Here is a 13,707-nt window from a genome sequence, read left to right on the forward strand (position 1 = left end):
AATGTCCTTCCCTGACGAACCGAAAACCACCGCCAGCTCTGGCGGTTGGTTTGACGGCATCCTTGAGGGTGCGGGTGAACTCATTGGTGGCGCTGTCGATGTGGTGGGTGACTTTAGTGGTGATTGGCTTGGCATCAAGATGGGTAACGAGCTAGACCGCGCAAAGTCTGCCAGTCCCGACGAAAACCGCGCCAACAATAACGACTATCAGCAAGCCAACGGGCAACCTGTGAACATGGGTCACGGTGTCCAGTGGCAAACCGTCGCCATTATCGCGGTGTTGCTGATTCTGGTTGTAGGCGGCTTGGCGTTCGCGCTCAAAGGGGGCAAGTAATGCCGATTGTCTATCTAGGCTTGGCGGGTCTGACTCTTGGGTTTGTGACCGCCAAGGAAATCAACAAATCAGCGTGGCTCATTGTGGTGATTCTTGCGCTGATTCTATGGCTGAAAATGGGTTGATATGTTTGGAGCAATGACCAGTTTAACGGGCGGTGGTGGTCTTAAGGGCGGGAGCGCTGGACCATCGGCGGCGAAGAGTAGCAACCAATCAGGGCAATCCATTGGCGGCATCAATATGGGTGGTGGCGTGAGTCCTTGGCTTATCGTTGCTATCGCTATTACCGTCGTCGTTGCCTTAAAGGTACTCAAATGATTCAAGTGGTAACGCAAAACGAAAGCGTTCAAGAGCGTTTGCGTGATGCTTTTCGCGCTTGCCCTGACGACTTCGTACTGATGCAAAAGGCTATCAATGATGACCTTGTGAGCATCTACCAGATTCAAGGCGATGACTATCACCTTGCTGTCGCGGGTGAGGTGGTCGGTGATGACTATTTTGTGTGGGCAGTGGAGGGAACGGGCGCGGTGCAAGCGACTCGTGAACTGGCGACCTACGTTAAAAATAGCGGTCTGAAAGCGATTACCACAAAAACCTATTTTCCTTTGGTGGCTCGGCTGCTCAAACGGCTAGGCAATGTCTCAACCATAAAGCAAGGCGACCACCAATTATTACGATGGGAGGTGTAGCGCATGGGCGGCAGTTCCAGTTCACGCAATAGCACCAGTACGAAGAATACCAGTAGTCAAAATGCCATTAGCGGCGACAACCTTGGGGTTGCGTTAAGTGGCATTGAAGGCTCAACGATTAATGCCACCGTGACCGACCACGGGAGCGTAGGCAAGTCGTTTGATTTTGCGGGTGATGCGCTTGATGAATCGTATGAGTTCGCCAAAGGCGCAATGAGTGAATCGCTCAATCTGGTAGACCAAAACACAGAAAACAGTATGAAGTTTGCCTCTGGTGCGCTGGATAAATTCAGCTCTAGCAACAGTGAAAACCTTCAAATGATAGCGGGGCTCGCGGGTAATCAAGCAGCCCAAAACACAAAGAACCTCGACAAGCTGACTGAGCTGTCCAAGTTCAAACAAGACAACGGACAAAGCGCACTGAACAAACAGCAATTGATTCTCATGGCAATCATTGTGCTCGTGCTTGGCTTTGTGCTGTTTAAGGCGGTGAACCAATGAACTTCAACCTGATTCAAGGGCAAGTGATGCCGTTAACCGTTGAGTCGAGCTGGCTATTCATCGAGTCCTATCACGGCAAGTTGTCGGTGCGTATTGATTCAACTGGTGAAGAGTTCACCTTGCCGAGTGGTTCAGTGCTTCGCTATGGCAAACCCTTGGGGCGCATCTTACTGAGTGGTCAAGGTGCTCTGTCTATTGAACATGGTACCGGTGATTTTACGCCACCGATTGAAGGGCAAAAGCTCGATATTCAAACCATGCCAAAGATGGAGCTTGAAAACGGCCAGTCCATTCGTGTTGAGGCGATGCCTAAAGTGGAAATTGCCAATGGTCAGCAAGTTGTCGTAAGCGAGTTGCCAAAGGTACGAATTGAAAACGGGCAAAGTGTTGGTGTAAAGAGTTTACCAAAAGTCCAAATCGAAGCGGGTCAACGCATCAAGGTTGAAACCTTGCCTAGAGTGCAACTGGCCGCCAATCAGAGTATTCATGTGAAGTCGGGTAGCACCATTACAACGCATGGGGGTGAAGTGCCGTTAAGCGTACCCGCTAACGTTGACCGCAAGGGTGTCATTATCAAAGCGCCCGCTTCAAACGCTGGCGTGATTAGTCTCGATGGCTTTGAGCTCAGTGCAGGGGAAAGCATCAAATTCGACACCACTGCTGCATTCACACTAACAGGTACAGCGCCCGATAAAGCGCAAGTATTGGAGTATTAATCATGTCAGGTTTAGCACCGTTACCAACGGGTAGCAGTCGAAACAAAATTGAATTTCTTTATGAGCAAATGGCGGGTTTAGGTGGCGGCAGCACGCTACCGATTGTCAAAACAAATTTCTTCCCGTCCGAAGATACGGGGTGGAATGATGATTTAGATGGGTTTGTCCTAAAGCCGTTTGTCCCAACTTTCGCCAATGGGTGGAGTAATGATTTGGATTTAAAACCGTTCATTACGCCAGAGCTTGAACATGATGAGCCGTTAGTCACGTTGTGTTTTAGCGTGTCACTGACCGTCATGTTATCCGGTTTTACGGGTGAACTCGCTTACACCATTTTGCTGGTCAATGAGCGCGGCGAACCGATTCTTGACGGTCTTAATACACCCATAGGCATTGGCTTAAACAGCACTACCATGCATGGCGCTATGACTGAGCAAGGGCAGCGTATCACTGCTAATGAAACCGTCGTGTTATCCGTCGATAAGCTCAATGTCCATGACAAAGAGAAAGTGATTCCTCGTGTGGTGGTTCGTGCTGACCCAACTTACCAAATGACTCAAAGCGTGAGTCATCGGGACGTGTTGGAGCATGCGCAGTTCGGAGTGGGCGAGGTTACTCTGGTCGGGCTAGGCGTGTCATCCACGTCCATCTAATCGGGGGGCGTCATGTTTCGCTGGTTCGCTTTTATTATCATTGTTTTCATCATGTATCAGGGGCAAAAGGTCTTGAAATCACAGCTTAATCGCGGGATTCGCAACAATAACCCGCTAAACATTCGCATTAGTAACAATGCTTGGGTTGGTAAAGTTACACCGTCACAAGATAAGGCATTCGAAACCTTTAGTAATCCTAAGTATGGCTTTCGTGCGGCCACTCGATTGATTCGCAATTATCAGAATATATACGGGCTTAACACGCTGTCGGGCATCATTCGTCGCTGGGCTCCGTCCCATGAGAACGACACAGCCAACTACACGCAATTTGTCGCAAGCAATATAGGCGTTGCACCAAATGACACACTAAACCTGTACGACGATGCGTTGATGACTCGTTTGGTTCACGCTATGTCGATTATGGAAGTTGGCCGTTATTACAGTATGCAAGATGCCGCTGCAGGAGTAGCTATCGCATGAACAAGAAAGACGTCGCGTTACAAGTCACCATTGCCGTGTTCACAACATTGTTAAGCGCATGGCTGTATTACAAATTATCGAAAAAGTAGGGGTGTTATATGAAATTTCTAGGTATTGATTTATCACAACCATCAACAAAGAAAGGCTTAGTGTTATTGGGTAGCGCTGCAGCTTTGCTTGTTGGCCGACCTGAACTTCTAACTGCAACGGTCACACCTGATGGTGTACAAGCAGGTGGCATCATTGGCGCGGCAGTTCCTGCGGTCATTGGACTATGGGAAACGCTTCGCAATGAGTTTAAAGGCCAATAATGGGTATAGTCGAAGCGCTCGTATTATCCGCGCTGACTGGCGGTGCGTCAGCCATGGCGACCGTCATCGCTCTTAAAGTCGACATCAAGTGGATGCGTGACATTCTAAAAGACCACGCTGAGCGTATTAAAACTCTTGAATCCAAGCATCAATAAAGGGCGCTACTTTGTGGGCTTCTTCACGTCGTCACTGGTGACGGATGTAAGGTAAGTAGGAAAGGGCGCGTGATGCTTCACGAGGTAACCAGTTTTAACTATAGATTTTCGCCATTTTTGATATTTTATACGCTTCTTTGATACTTTTGCTTGCTATCGATGGAATAGGCCGAACTCTTTGATATAGTTCGGCTTTTTCTATATCATCTAAACTCTGCAATGCGGAGTTTATTGATGAAAGACAAACATATATGGCATGCAATTGATTTGATTCTCAAGTGTTCTTGGATCCTTCCTACAAATTTTAGAAATAAACTGAAATCTCACATAGAGGATTATCACTATTGGTTGACTAGAGAAGTTGAGAGTGATGAAGTAGATAGCATCAGCCTTCTAACCCCTGACGCAGATTGGCGCTTAAAAGGGGTCGGTATGCTATACGAACTTTCGCCTTCCGAAGTTGAAATCATTCAGCGTTGGTATAGAAATAATAAATTTACTTCTAACAATCATGAAAAGAATATAGACGCAACCAATTATGGGTTTGGTTCGCTTACGTTAGGTAACTTCGTATCTAGAGATAAAAATACATATCAGATATTTGATATACCTGTAAAATTTAGTTCAGAATTAATCAAAAGAGCAAGTGTATCAGTCTTTTCATTCGAAAAAGGCCACTTCTATTTATTCTCATATACTTCTTTCTGCGACATCGCTACAGAGTCACTAAAAAACGTTGACTGCAAACATTTAACTCGAAAAGTACACCTCTTAGAAAAGAACATTTTCAGTCATAAATTTGGGGCATTTAGCTTCTCTAATATTAGTTGTCAGTCTAAAGAGCTTATAACCAAGAAATTAGATGACTTATCAGATGATGTATCATTGTTTAACAGAAGCATACAAGAAGAGCTGGGGTTGGACGCGGGCATCTCGCGAGTTCATATATCTACGATGGACATACACTCTGAAGACCATTTTTTTAAACGAGATTATAACGGCGTCAGCCATCCTAACGCGGTAGTCTGGCAAAAGTTTCATGGTGCAGAAGAGTTGTCTGATCGCGAAGAAGAGTTGTTGTTCATGCCTCGACACGAAATCAAAGCTCCTTTTGATACTGTGTATATCCGAACAGCGCGCAGTAACCCCAAAAATTATAGCTGGGACTTTAAAACTAGATTATTGGCGTTAGACGATTCACACCACATTCTGTCCCTTATTTTTAACTCGGAAAAGAAGTTAGAAAAGCTGTTTGACAAAATATCCGTTACGATTTCAAAGCAAGATAAAATCAAGAAGCAGAAGCTATATGATGATTTTTACAGCCATCAAATTGAGCTAAAGAGTATTAAACAGTTCATAAAATCAACAAAGCCCTTTGTAATGGATGCTTTGAATAGTAGTGACGGTGAGAAATACAAAAGCTACATTGAAGGCAGATATAGTAATATTGAACAATTAGTTGAAGAGAATGAACAGTACATTATAGATAGCAAAGAAAGAACTAATGAACTCATCCAAATTGAAAATCTTCGGTACCATAAAAAGTATTCACACTGGGTCATGATATTAGTTCTTGTTCAAATTGCTTTAGCTATTGCTTCAATTGACTGGTCGTCAAAGTCCCATTTGATTAACCGGTTTATTGAAGCCATTCAATTTACAACTTGAATTTAGTTGGTATCCAAGGGGCTGCCGTCATACGGCGGCCACCACGAAAAGGCAGCAAATTTTCTTTGGCTGGGTAGACCTTGGGGTATTCAATGTGGCCATGCAGTTCGACCAATTGAGTGTATTCATCACGCCAATGCACAAAGCTATCCAGTTCTTTAGGACTAAATTCACGACCAGTAGGTGTGATAAAAACCGCGCGTTTTTCATCAATCCGAAAACCATACCAACGCATATCATTGGGCAGATAACCAAGCGCTTTAATCAATAGCAGTTTTTCTGCCATGGGATTGATGGGAACAGTGCCGTTAAGCCAGCGTGAAATCGTGACTTTGTTGACGTGGAAAAACTCAGCGCCAGCGCGAATAGTTTCAAATTCTTGCCAGTATAAAATGGTAAATGACTCTAATATCATGGTGATAAGCCTCACAAAAATCCTGATACAACAAACGTTAATTTCTATTGCTTTGTTTTTATTGATAGCTACCGTCGATACTCGAAGCGACGCGGCGCATTTTGTATAATCATCAAGTTCCAAAGCAGAGTTGAGCGTATCAACGTGAATTGTGTGCCAGAACAAGCCACAGGATTTAACTAACTGAAATTCTTATAATTAAAACCGTTCTAATTGCCATTATCACCAATTGTTAAAAAAACACCTCTAAGTGCGCATTATCTATCTTATGTTAAATATGATATGCAGGAGATTAAAATCCTTACCTTAAACCCGCTCCACTACCTTGTTTTATCCCAGATTTAACCATAATCGATATTTACCATAAAATACCTAATAACCACATGAGTTAATCTACGTTTAACTCAGTGTCGATTAGGTTTAAAAAAGCCAGCATAAAAATGCTGGCTTGTACGCTGTTGGATTAACCGCCTGCAAGTTTAACGGTATATCCTTTTTTCTCTAACGCGGCTTTTATTTTGTCTCTTGCGTCACCTTGTATTTCGATGTTGCCGTCTTTGACAGAACCACCGCAACCACAAACTTTTTTCAGTTCTGCTGCGATAAGCTTTAACGCGGCATCTTCTAAGTCTAAGCCAGTGACAATTGAAACACCTTTGCCTTTGCGTCCTTTTGTCTGTTTTTGAATTCTAACGATACCATCGCCTTTTGGACGTTCTGGCTTTTGTTTTTCTTCTTTAATGCGTCCGGTTTCTGTTGAATATACAAGAGTCATGTTAGTTCTTAGTTTGTTCTGCTTTCTTCTTTGCGATCAGATAAGCTTCAATGTGTCGCTGAATTGCAAGCTTACCACCTTTGATAAGTTTACCATTAAACATGCAGTACCAGGCATTATTTGCACCTGTATCATTCTTTATAGTAAACCCATGAAAGTTCTCTTGAGTGCCAGCTGACTCGCTCGCGCGTTCTGTTGCTGCTTGCGTCAGCTGTGATGGGTCTATGATAGACGCCGTATCACACCACCAATCAATGCTTTTTTTAACCGCGGGTAGAGAGCCTTGTAACTCTCTATTTTTAATAGTTACTTTCCATATCTGGTTTGTTGTACCAATGGATTTGAGGGTAAACCCACGATAACTCGCTAGAGCCATAAAGATCTATCTCTTATTGTGTACGTTGATGCTTTACATTGTGTTTCACATGGTATCAGTTATTCTAAACCAATCAATCGAGTTATAGTGCGTTAGTATGAAAAAAGACATACCCAGAATCACAGAAACAAAACAAATTGACAGATACTTAGCGAAACTTAGAGGTTCTATAGATACAAGTACCTTTGATGAACTAACTTCCTATCGCTATTCTAAAAATTCCGTCATCGCGATGACCAAGGATTGGAATTTGTTCAATGACTTTTGTCTCAGTTCTCACTACCCATCGCTTCCAGCTTCCGTCGCCACTATAAAAGCGTTTATCGAGCGTGAACGACGAGCAAGAAAGTATTCAACAATAAAACGTTACGTCGTAACGATATCGTTAATCCACTATTTATTCGATTTTAAAAATCCTGTCAAATCGAGAGAAATTGGCTTAATTATTGAAAAAATAAGAGTTTTAGGCATTGATTCTGTCTCAGAAACTCAAGCATTAACACAGGAACATCTCAAACAGTTGAGGTTGAAACTTGAACGTAGTCGATCTCCGAAAGATATTAGAAACTTGGCTATATATAGCGTGATGTTTGAATGCGCATTAAAACGGCGAGATTTACGTCAACTATCTCGAATGAATGTAAAGCTTAACGAATACGATGAGTGTCTCGTGGAGATTGATAGCGCAGTTTACCAATTAAGCAAAGAATCAAGTACCATTTTATTACGATGGCTCGAACTAACACCCTGCACTACTATATTTACCGGTATTGACCGACACGGCAACATTAAGGACAACGAACTGAATGATTCTTCGATTTTTCGAATCTTACGTCAGGCCAGCGACATACTAGAACTACCGTTTGAAGTTAAATTTTCTTCCCAATCGTGTCGTGTAGGTGCTGTTAAAAAGTTGGCTCAGGACGGTCTTAAAATAAAAGAAATTCAAGAATTTGGTCGATGGGCTAGCCCCGCTATGCCACTACAATATAGCGGCAAGCGGACACTATCCGAAAAGGAAAAAGCAAAGTTTAAAGACGACAATAACTATGATTAACGGAATGAAGATTCAATGCAGTCGGACAAAAACTCTGAGAACTCAAGACCAGAATGCTCAACCATCTTCGGAAACATAGAAATCGGTGTCATACCTGGAAAGGTGTTAACTTCGTTTAGGTAAATCTTGTTGTCTTCGGTCAAAAAGAAATCAATTCTTGATAGGTGTCTGAGCTTCATTTGCGTGAATACTTTGACTGCACTGGTATGAATAATGTTTAACTGCTCGTCTGTTAGGTCACTCGCTTCTACTGTTGTAGTTGAATGACTGTCTGAACTGTACTTTTCATCATAAGTATAAAACGCACCATCAGGAGCGATAATTTCACCAGGCTTGGTAATGTGCAATTTCCCTTTGTACTCGTAAGCCGCGACCTCCAGCTCTCTTGGTTTTACTGACTGCTCTATAACAACTTGATCCGAATAACCAAAAGCTGCATCAATACTGGCCTCCAACTGTTCGATTTCAGTTACACTGTAACACCCCACGGAAGACCCCTGCTTTGCGGCTTTTACAAATACTTTTCCCCATTTTTCAAAAGCTTGAGTAGCTCTCGCATGAGCTTCTTTATCGTTGTCGGTAAGGAATAGATAAGGTGTATTAGGTATGTCTAATGTGTCATACCACAACTTCGATGTGATTTTGTTAAAGCTATTGCTACTAGCTTCAGGGCCACAGCCCAAATACGGAATACCTGCCATCTCAAAAAGAGATTGAATATCGCCGGTTTCACCAGGGAAACCGTGAATACAAGGAACAACGTAATCAATGTGCAGAGTTTGCTGATCATTAACAAGGGCTTTTTGATTAAGATCTAAGACAACTAAATGACCATCACTGCACTTCCAGCCCTCTTGAGTTATTTCAACCCGCGTAACATTGAATCTAGGATTGAGTTTGAGTTGGCTTTCAAGAAAGTTTGCTGAAACGAGAGACACCTCGTGCTCAGCAGAGCCACCACCACATAGAAGAAGAATATTGAGTTCTGACATCTTAAGCTTGTCCTTAAATTGCTTTCACTAAATGATAAACGATCGAGAAACAACATTCAGTTCTAAATCTGTTAAATCTGCCACCATAGTTACTGTCTGCACATAATACATACAAAAACGCGCTCAATTTTGGATTGAACGCGTTATAACAGTATGAGTATCAATTAGTTCAGCTTGTTCAATGTCGGATATTCCGACTTCTTGATTTGGTCGATGCTACGTACGAACGGCTTAAGGTTTTTAAACTCATTTGGCAGTGTCGCGATAGCTTCCTTCGCTTGTTGCTTCGTTGCATAGTCACCGAAGAGGATTGAATACCATTTCGTTCCGTTTACTACCTTGTAGTTTTGCCAAATTGGCTGGCCGTTCTTTGGTAGTTTATCCGAAAAAGTTGCAACTTTGGCTTGGCTGCCAACGGCAACTACTTGAATTGTGTAGCCAAAACGGAAATCTTGCTCAGCTTGTTTTTTTGATGGTGGTACGATTTTTACTACATCATTTTTAGCAGGCTGTGTTTGGGTCGTTGTCGTGGTAGTTGCAGCCACTTTTTGCTCTTGCACGGGGGCTTTCTGTGCCGCTGGCTCTTTCTTAACATCTTCTGTTTGTGTAGCCGCTACAGCAACAGGAGCAACTGTCGTTGTTTCTACGGGTGCGTAATCCTCGCGATAACTTTCAGATTTCACCTCGGTTGTATACTCACTAGAAGAACACGCTGCTAATAATGAAACTAAACTTAAAATAACGACTTTTTTCATTTTATTACTGCCTGAGTTAATAATTCCCTAAATCATGCAGACAGAACTCTCTTGAATCAAAGATTCACAGCACCTGTCCTTTCTTCCTGTGACATGTTACACAATAATTGAGGTACAGCAATATGTTATGTCTAATTTTAGGAGCCAACAGTGTCTAAGTGATGCCTTCCTAGACTACTATAGTTACGTCTCATAAGGATCATTTGTAGGTCACTGTCGTCTTTTACTGTTGTAGAGGTAAACCATGTCGTTAGACACTCTTTTCAAGCCATCTTCTATTGCTGTTATCGGCGCATCGATAAAGCCTCATCGAGCAGGTAGCGTAGTGATTAAAAACCTTCTCTTGGGAGGTTATCAAGGTACGATTTTGCCCGTTCATCCTCGATATAAATCTGTTAACGGCATACTCTGCTATCGCGCAGTGAGTGAACTTCCGCTAAAACCAGACGTAGCTATCTTGTGCACTAAAGGCGAGCGAAACGTAGATTTATTCAATGATCTTGCGATTTCTGGCGTTAAAACCGTTATCGTAATGGCATCAGATATGAGTCGTCCGTTTGATGATGCGACAACGATAGAACAAAAATGCCTTCAGATAGCGCAGCAGTCTGGCATGCGTATATTAGGTCCAAATAGCCTCGGCATCCTTTTACCTTGGCAAAACTTCAATGCCTCATTTTCTCCTGTTAACTGTAAGCCAGGTAAACTAGCGTTCATATCTCAATCATCAGCGGTTTGTACTACTATACTTGACTGGGCCAATGATAAGAGCATAGGTTTTTCAGCGTTCTTATCCATTGGTTCTGGATTGGATGTGGATTTCGATGAGTTACTTGATTACCTAGCTCGAGACAGTAAGACCGAATCCATTCTCTTGTATGTAGACTCTATTCGCGATGCTCGCCGTTTTATGTCGGCAGCGCGTGCGGCATCGCGTAACCGTCGGATTCTGGTCTTAAAGGCAGGTAGAAACAACCTGACTAATTTAGTCAAAGGCAATGAATCCAACTCATTTGATATCGTTTACGACTCGGCGATTCAGCGCGCCGGTATGCTTAGGGTAAATAACACACATGAACTATTCGCAGCAGTAGAAACGTTAACACATTCCGTCCCACTCCGTGGAGAAAGACTGGCTGTAATAACCAACGGAATTGGCCCAGCAAACATGGCTTTGGATACGTTAACCGATCGAGGCGGCAGTATCGCCCAACTTTCTGATGACACAATATCTAGACTGTCTAAGGTTCTACCTGATACTTGGTCCAATGGGAACCCTATCGACCTTGTCGGTGATGCAACCGCGAAAAGGTACTGTGACGCACTGAGCATAGTCTTAGACAGTGATGATGTGGATGCTATTCTAATCATGCATAGCCCATCTGCCACAGCGGATTCGCAGCAAACGGCTGCGAAGCTCATTGAAACGATCCAAAAACACCCCAAATCTAAACGATTTAATGTTTTGACGAACTGGTCTGGAGAAGCGACAGCTAAAGCCGCCCGCCTTCTATTTACCAATCATGGTATACCAACATACAGAACGCCTGAGAGCGCAGTCACGGCCTTCATGCATTTGGTCGAATACCGACGAAATCAATGGCAATTAATGGAAACACCAACAACGACAGACTCGTATACCACAGAGCAGCTTTCTAAAGCTCACGAATGGCTCGCATCCCATGTTGAATCCATATCAGAAGATAAAGAGTTCACGCAACTCGAATCTCATATCTGCGAACAACTATTTGATTTATTTGAGCTTCCTACTCTTCCCACTTGGTTGGCTCATGACCCAACAGAGGCGATACACCTAGCAGAAAACATAGGTTACCCTGTCACAGTAAAACTTCGTTCTCCTGATATTGCTCACAAATCTGATATACATGGCGTCATGTTAAACTTGAGAGATGCTAATGAAGTCAGTAGCGCGGCACAGTCAATACTCGATCGAACCAAGCTCTCCTATCCCGAAGCAAGGATTGAAGGATTGACGGTACAACAAATGGCTAAGATTGCAGGTGGTCAAGAGATTCGCGTCAAAGTCATCACTGATGCTACGTTCGGGCCAGCAATCTTTCTAGGCCAAGGTGGTTCAGACTGGAAAATTGAAAAAGAGGCGGTCACCGCATTGCCACCAGTCAATATGGCTCTCGCTCGCTACTTAATTATTAATGCAATCAACAAAGGAACGTTAAGGTTCCAGCAATCTCCGAATCCTGTGAATCTTGGAAACTTAGCTCAATTTTTAGTGAAGATTTCACAGATCATTGTCGCTTGTCCTGAGATACACGAATTAGATATCCACCCACTCCTTTTGAATGGTGATGACATCACTATATTAGATGCTTCAGTGGTAATAAAAGGCTACGAAGGAGAACCTCAAGCTCGGCTTGCAATCAGGCCGTATCCTACTGAGATGGAGGAGCTCATAACATTGAAGGATGGCTCAAAAATCTCGTTACGCCCTATTCGACCTGAGGATGAACCCTTTCATGCAGATTTCATTAATAACGTCACCAAAGAAGACCTTTATAAGCGTTTTTTCTCAGACGTCGGTGAGTTCAACCATGAGGCGTTAGCAAACTTAACTCAAATCGATTACGACCGTGAAATGGCATTTGTTGCTGTCGACCTTAGTTACGCTAATCCACACATCATAGGAGTCTCTCGAGTTTTAGTTACCCCCGATAATTCTGACGCCGAGTTCGCCATCTTGATACGTTCTGATTTGAAAGGCAAAGGGCTTGGGCGTGTATTAATGAATAAAATTATTGATTATTGTAAAAGCAAGAACACCAGACAGATCTCTGGAATGACCATGCCAACAAACCGTGGGATGCTGACGCTAGCCCAAAAATTGGGTTTTGAGCTAGACGTACAATTCGAAGATGGTGTGGCAGATATGGTTTTAGTATTAAATCGATGATTTGAGCAATTATTGTAGATCCCAAGTGTTGGCTAAATGGCGTATACACCAGGACTTGGCCTCTCCAATATTGTTTCTTTTCCAAGCCATAACGATATCTATGGTCGCTTCATCGGTGTCTTTGATTCGTTTGAGCTTACCTTCTTTGATCAAGGTATCAGCTACTTGTGTTGGTAAGGTCCCAATCCCAAGCCCTTTTACCAATGCATCTATTTTAGTGACTAAGTTTGATACGGTAAGACGAGGTTGCTTCTCCAGGATATTTACACTTAATGCAGGTTGTTCTCTCGCAGTATCGGCGATAGCAATAACTCGATATTTTTCACGAGCACTACTGTCAAACACACCACTGCGTTTATGTACATAATGATCCGTTGCAGCGACCCAGGTCATCGACATAGGGCCGAGTATTTGTGTTTTCACCCCTTGAGGCACTACTTCAGGTTGAGGGCACACCAACAAAGCGCAACGGTCTTCATTTAAGGCCTCCCAACAACCCGCTAACACCTCTTCCTCTAGTTTGATTCTGGTTTTGCTGACCATGCCAAGTTTATCAACTAAATCAAAAAAATTGCCAACAGGAATAATGCTGTCGTATGCAATAGTAAGATCGAGCTCCCAGCCGTTTGCGAGTAAACGTGCCTCATTGACCATATTCTCTGTGGCTTGGAGTATGACTCGTCCTCTCTCTAGAATTAGCTTCCCTGCATCCGTTAACGATGCTTTGTGGCCCGAACGATCAAAGATCATAATATCTAAATCTTGTTCAAGTTTTTGAATCTGATAGCTCAGGGATGACGTTGCTTTATCGAGTTCTGATGCAGCTGCAGCAAACGACCCTCTTCTTTCTATAGCGTCAAGAATATGAAGGGCTTCTAGTGTTATGGGGTTATGCACT

Annotated in this window: 19 protein-coding genes; 13 read left to right on the plus strand and 6 right to left on the minus strand. The window is 43.2% G+C overall.

The features are described from left to right. Position 1: 1 nt before the first annotated feature. The 11 genes from MMA19_RS01940 to MMA19_RS01985 all read left to right on the plus strand — a co-directional run bounded on the left by MMA19_RS01940 (position 2) and on the right by MMA19_RS01985 (position 5,510). Entirely contained in the window at positions 2 to 334 is a 333-nt protein-coding gene (locus MMA19_RS01940; RefSeq protein WP_240205372.1) for a hypothetical protein, read from the plus strand. Beyond that, positions 334 to 459, plus strand: a complete 126-nt coding sequence (locus tag MMA19_RS26515) for a hypothetical protein (protein WP_256200733.1) — start codon at positions 334 to 336, stop codon at positions 457 to 459. The genes MMA19_RS01940 and MMA19_RS26515 overlap by 1 nt, the downstream gene beginning before the upstream one ends. A gap of 1 nt (position 460) precedes the next feature. Next, the gene (locus MMA19_RS01945; RefSeq protein WP_062463819.1) at positions 461 to 652 is read left to right on the plus strand and encodes a hypothetical protein; all 192 of its coding nucleotides are present in this window, start codon (positions 461 to 463) and stop codon (positions 650 to 652) included. Next, complete coding sequence (locus tag MMA19_RS01950; protein WP_240205373.1) at positions 649 to 1,023, plus strand: DNAase; 375 nt, start codon at positions 649 to 651, stop codon at positions 1,021 to 1,023. Before MMA19_RS01945 ends, MMA19_RS01950 begins: the two co-directional genes overlap by 4 nt. Before the next feature lie 3 nt (positions 1,024 to 1,026). Beyond that, positions 1,027 to 1,524, plus strand: a complete 498-nt coding sequence (locus MMA19_RS01955; RefSeq protein ID WP_240205374.1) for a chemotaxis protein — start codon at positions 1,027 to 1,029, stop codon at positions 1,522 to 1,524. Further along, positions 1,521 to 2,240 carry a hypothetical protein gene (locus tag MMA19_RS01960; protein ID WP_240205375.1) on the plus strand — a complete coding sequence of 240 codons (720 nt, stop codon included), beginning with the start codon at positions 1,521 to 1,523 and terminating at the stop codon, positions 2,238 to 2,240. The genes MMA19_RS01955 and MMA19_RS01960 overlap by 4 nt, the downstream gene beginning before the upstream one ends. Before the next feature lie 2 nt (positions 2,241 to 2,242). Further along, the gene (locus MMA19_RS01965) at positions 2,243 to 2,893 is read left to right on the plus strand and encodes a hypothetical protein (RefSeq protein WP_240205376.1); all 651 of its coding nucleotides are present in this window, start codon (positions 2,243 to 2,245) and stop codon (positions 2,891 to 2,893) included. A gap of 12 nt (positions 2,894 to 2,905) precedes the next feature. Beyond that, the gene (locus MMA19_RS01970) at positions 2,906 to 3,373 is read left to right on the plus strand and encodes a structural protein (protein ID WP_240205377.1); all 468 of its coding nucleotides are present in this window, start codon (positions 2,906 to 2,908) and stop codon (positions 3,371 to 3,373) included. A gap of 98 nt (positions 3,374 to 3,471) precedes the next feature. Beyond that, positions 3,472 to 3,684 (plus strand): hypothetical protein, encoded by a 213-nt coding sequence (locus MMA19_RS01975; protein WP_063605291.1) that lies wholly within the window; start codon positions 3,472 to 3,474, stop codon positions 3,682 to 3,684. Continuing rightward, positions 3,684 to 3,839, plus strand: a complete 156-nt coding sequence (locus MMA19_RS01980; protein ID WP_240205378.1) for a hypothetical protein — start codon at positions 3,684 to 3,686, stop codon at positions 3,837 to 3,839. Before MMA19_RS01975 ends, MMA19_RS01980 begins: the two co-directional genes overlap by 1 nt. Before the next feature lie 234 nt (positions 3,840 to 4,073). After that, complete coding sequence (locus MMA19_RS01985; RefSeq protein ID WP_240205379.1) at positions 4,074 to 5,510, plus strand: hypothetical protein; 1,437 nt, start codon at positions 4,074 to 4,076, stop codon at positions 5,508 to 5,510. On the opposite strand, the gene MMA19_RS01990 is transcribed toward MMA19_RS01985, so the two are convergent. The 3 genes from MMA19_RS01990 to MMA19_RS02000 form a co-directional block, all read right to left on the minus strand. Continuing rightward, positions 5,500 to 5,925, minus strand: coding sequence for a phage protein (locus tag MMA19_RS01990; RefSeq protein ID WP_240205380.1), 426 nt, complete (start codon positions 5,923 to 5,925; stop codon positions 5,500 to 5,502). The genes MMA19_RS01985 and MMA19_RS01990 overlap by 11 nt on opposite strands. 463 nt (positions 5,926 to 6,388) lie before the next feature. Continuing rightward, a complete protein-coding gene (yciH, locus tag MMA19_RS01995) occupies positions 6,389 to 6,700 on the minus strand; it encodes a stress response translation initiation inhibitor YciH (protein WP_038226864.1) in 312 nt (103 codons plus the stop codon). 1 nt (position 6,701) lies between these two features. After that, the gene (locus tag MMA19_RS02000) at positions 6,702 to 7,076 is read right to left on the minus strand and encodes a DUF3319 domain-containing protein (RefSeq protein ID WP_240205381.1); all 375 of its coding nucleotides are present in this window, start codon (positions 7,074 to 7,076) and stop codon (positions 6,702 to 6,704) included. 97 nt (positions 7,077 to 7,173) lie between these two features. Between MMA19_RS02000 and MMA19_RS02005 the strand changes: the two genes are divergently transcribed. Further along, positions 7,174 to 8,133 carry an integrase gene (locus MMA19_RS02005; protein ID WP_240205382.1) on the plus strand — a complete coding sequence of 320 codons (960 nt, stop codon included), beginning with the start codon at positions 7,174 to 7,176 and terminating at the stop codon, positions 8,131 to 8,133. Here the strand turns inward: MMA19_RS02005 and MMA19_RS02010 are convergent. Then, entirely contained in the window at positions 8,130 to 9,125 is a 996-nt protein-coding gene (locus MMA19_RS02010) for a D-alanine--D-alanine ligase (protein WP_236110423.1), read from the minus strand. The genes MMA19_RS02005 and MMA19_RS02010 overlap by 4 nt on opposite strands. A 164-nt stretch (positions 9,126 to 9,289) precedes the next feature. After that, complete coding sequence (locus MMA19_RS02015) at positions 9,290 to 9,880, minus strand: SPOR domain-containing protein (protein ID WP_240205383.1); 591 nt, start codon at positions 9,878 to 9,880, stop codon at positions 9,290 to 9,292. Between the two features lie 244 nt (positions 9,881 to 10,124). Between MMA19_RS02015 and MMA19_RS02020 the strand changes: the two genes are divergently transcribed. Beyond that, complete coding sequence (locus MMA19_RS02020) at positions 10,125 to 12,809, plus strand: bifunctional acetate--CoA ligase family protein/GNAT family N-acetyltransferase (protein WP_240205384.1); 2,685 nt, start codon at positions 10,125 to 10,127, stop codon at positions 12,807 to 12,809. Positions 12,810 to 12,818: 9 nt separating this feature from the next. Here MMA19_RS02020 and MMA19_RS02025 read toward each other — a convergent pair whose 3' ends face one another. Continuing rightward, positions 12,819 to 13,706, minus strand: coding sequence for a LysR family transcriptional regulator (locus MMA19_RS02025; protein ID WP_240205385.1), 888 nt, complete (start codon positions 13,704 to 13,706; stop codon positions 12,819 to 12,821). Position 13,707 lies beyond the last annotated feature (1 nt).

The sequence above is a fragment of the Vibrio sp. CyArs1 genome, from assembly GCF_022432925.1.
GTDB classification, from domain to species: domain Bacteria; phylum Pseudomonadota; class Gammaproteobacteria; order Enterobacterales; family Vibrionaceae; genus Vibrio; species Vibrio mediterranei.

Bases quoted from the DNA above. Each gene is read 5' to 3' on its own strand.
- MMA19_RS01990 (WP_240205380.1), bottom strand. From the start codon at position 5,925: ATGATATTAGAGTCATTTACCATTTTATACTGGCAAGAATTTGAAACT.
- MMA19_RS01985 (WP_240205379.1), top strand. From the start codon at position 4,074: ATGAAAGACAAACATATATGGCATGCAATTGATTTGATTCTCAAGTGT.
- MMA19_RS02010 (WP_236110423.1), bottom strand. From the start codon at position 9,125: ATGTCAGAACTCAATATTCTTCTTCTATGTGGTGGTGGCTCTGCTGAG.
- MMA19_RS01960 (WP_240205375.1), top strand. From the start codon at position 1,521: ATGAACTTCAACCTGATTCAAGGGCAAGTGATGCCGTTAACCGTTGAG.
- yciH (WP_038226864.1), bottom strand. From the start codon at position 6,700: ATGACTCTTGTATATTCAACAGAAACCGGACGCATTAAAGAAGAAAAA.
- MMA19_RS02000 (WP_240205381.1), bottom strand. From the start codon at position 7,076: ATGGCTCTAGCGAGTTATCGTGGGTTTACCCTCAAATCCATTGGTACA.
- MMA19_RS01955 (WP_240205374.1), top strand. From the start codon at position 1,027: ATGGGCGGCAGTTCCAGTTCACGCAATAGCACCAGTACGAAGAATACC.
- MMA19_RS01950 (WP_240205373.1), top strand. From the start codon at position 649: ATGATTCAAGTGGTAACGCAAAACGAAAGCGTTCAAGAGCGTTTGCGT.
- MMA19_RS01965 (WP_240205376.1), top strand. From the start codon at position 2,243: ATGTCAGGTTTAGCACCGTTACCAACGGGTAGCAGTCGAAACAAAATT.
- MMA19_RS26515 (WP_256200733.1), top strand. From the start codon at position 334: ATGCCGATTGTCTATCTAGGCTTGGCGGGTCTGACTCTTGGGTTTGTG.
- MMA19_RS02005 (WP_240205382.1), top strand. From the start codon at position 7,174: ATGAAAAAAGACATACCCAGAATCACAGAAACAAAACAAATTGACAGA.
- MMA19_RS01945 (WP_062463819.1), top strand. From the start codon at position 461: ATGTTTGGAGCAATGACCAGTTTAACGGGCGGTGGTGGTCTTAAGGGC.
- MMA19_RS01970 (WP_240205377.1), top strand. From the start codon at position 2,906: ATGTTTCGCTGGTTCGCTTTTATTATCATTGTTTTCATCATGTATCAG.
- MMA19_RS01975 (WP_063605291.1), top strand. From the start codon at position 3,472: ATGAAATTTCTAGGTATTGATTTATCACAACCATCAACAAAGAAAGGC.
- MMA19_RS01980 (WP_240205378.1), top strand. From the start codon at position 3,684: ATGGGTATAGTCGAAGCGCTCGTATTATCCGCGCTGACTGGCGGTGCG.
- MMA19_RS02020 (WP_240205384.1), top strand. From the start codon at position 10,125: ATGTCGTTAGACACTCTTTTCAAGCCATCTTCTATTGCTGTTATCGGC.
- MMA19_RS02015 (WP_240205383.1), bottom strand. From the start codon at position 9,880: ATGAAAAAAGTCGTTATTTTAAGTTTAGTTTCATTATTAGCAGCGTGT.
- MMA19_RS01940 (WP_240205372.1), top strand. From the start codon at position 2: ATGTCCTTCCCTGACGAACCGAAAACCACCGCCAGCTCTGGCGGTTGG.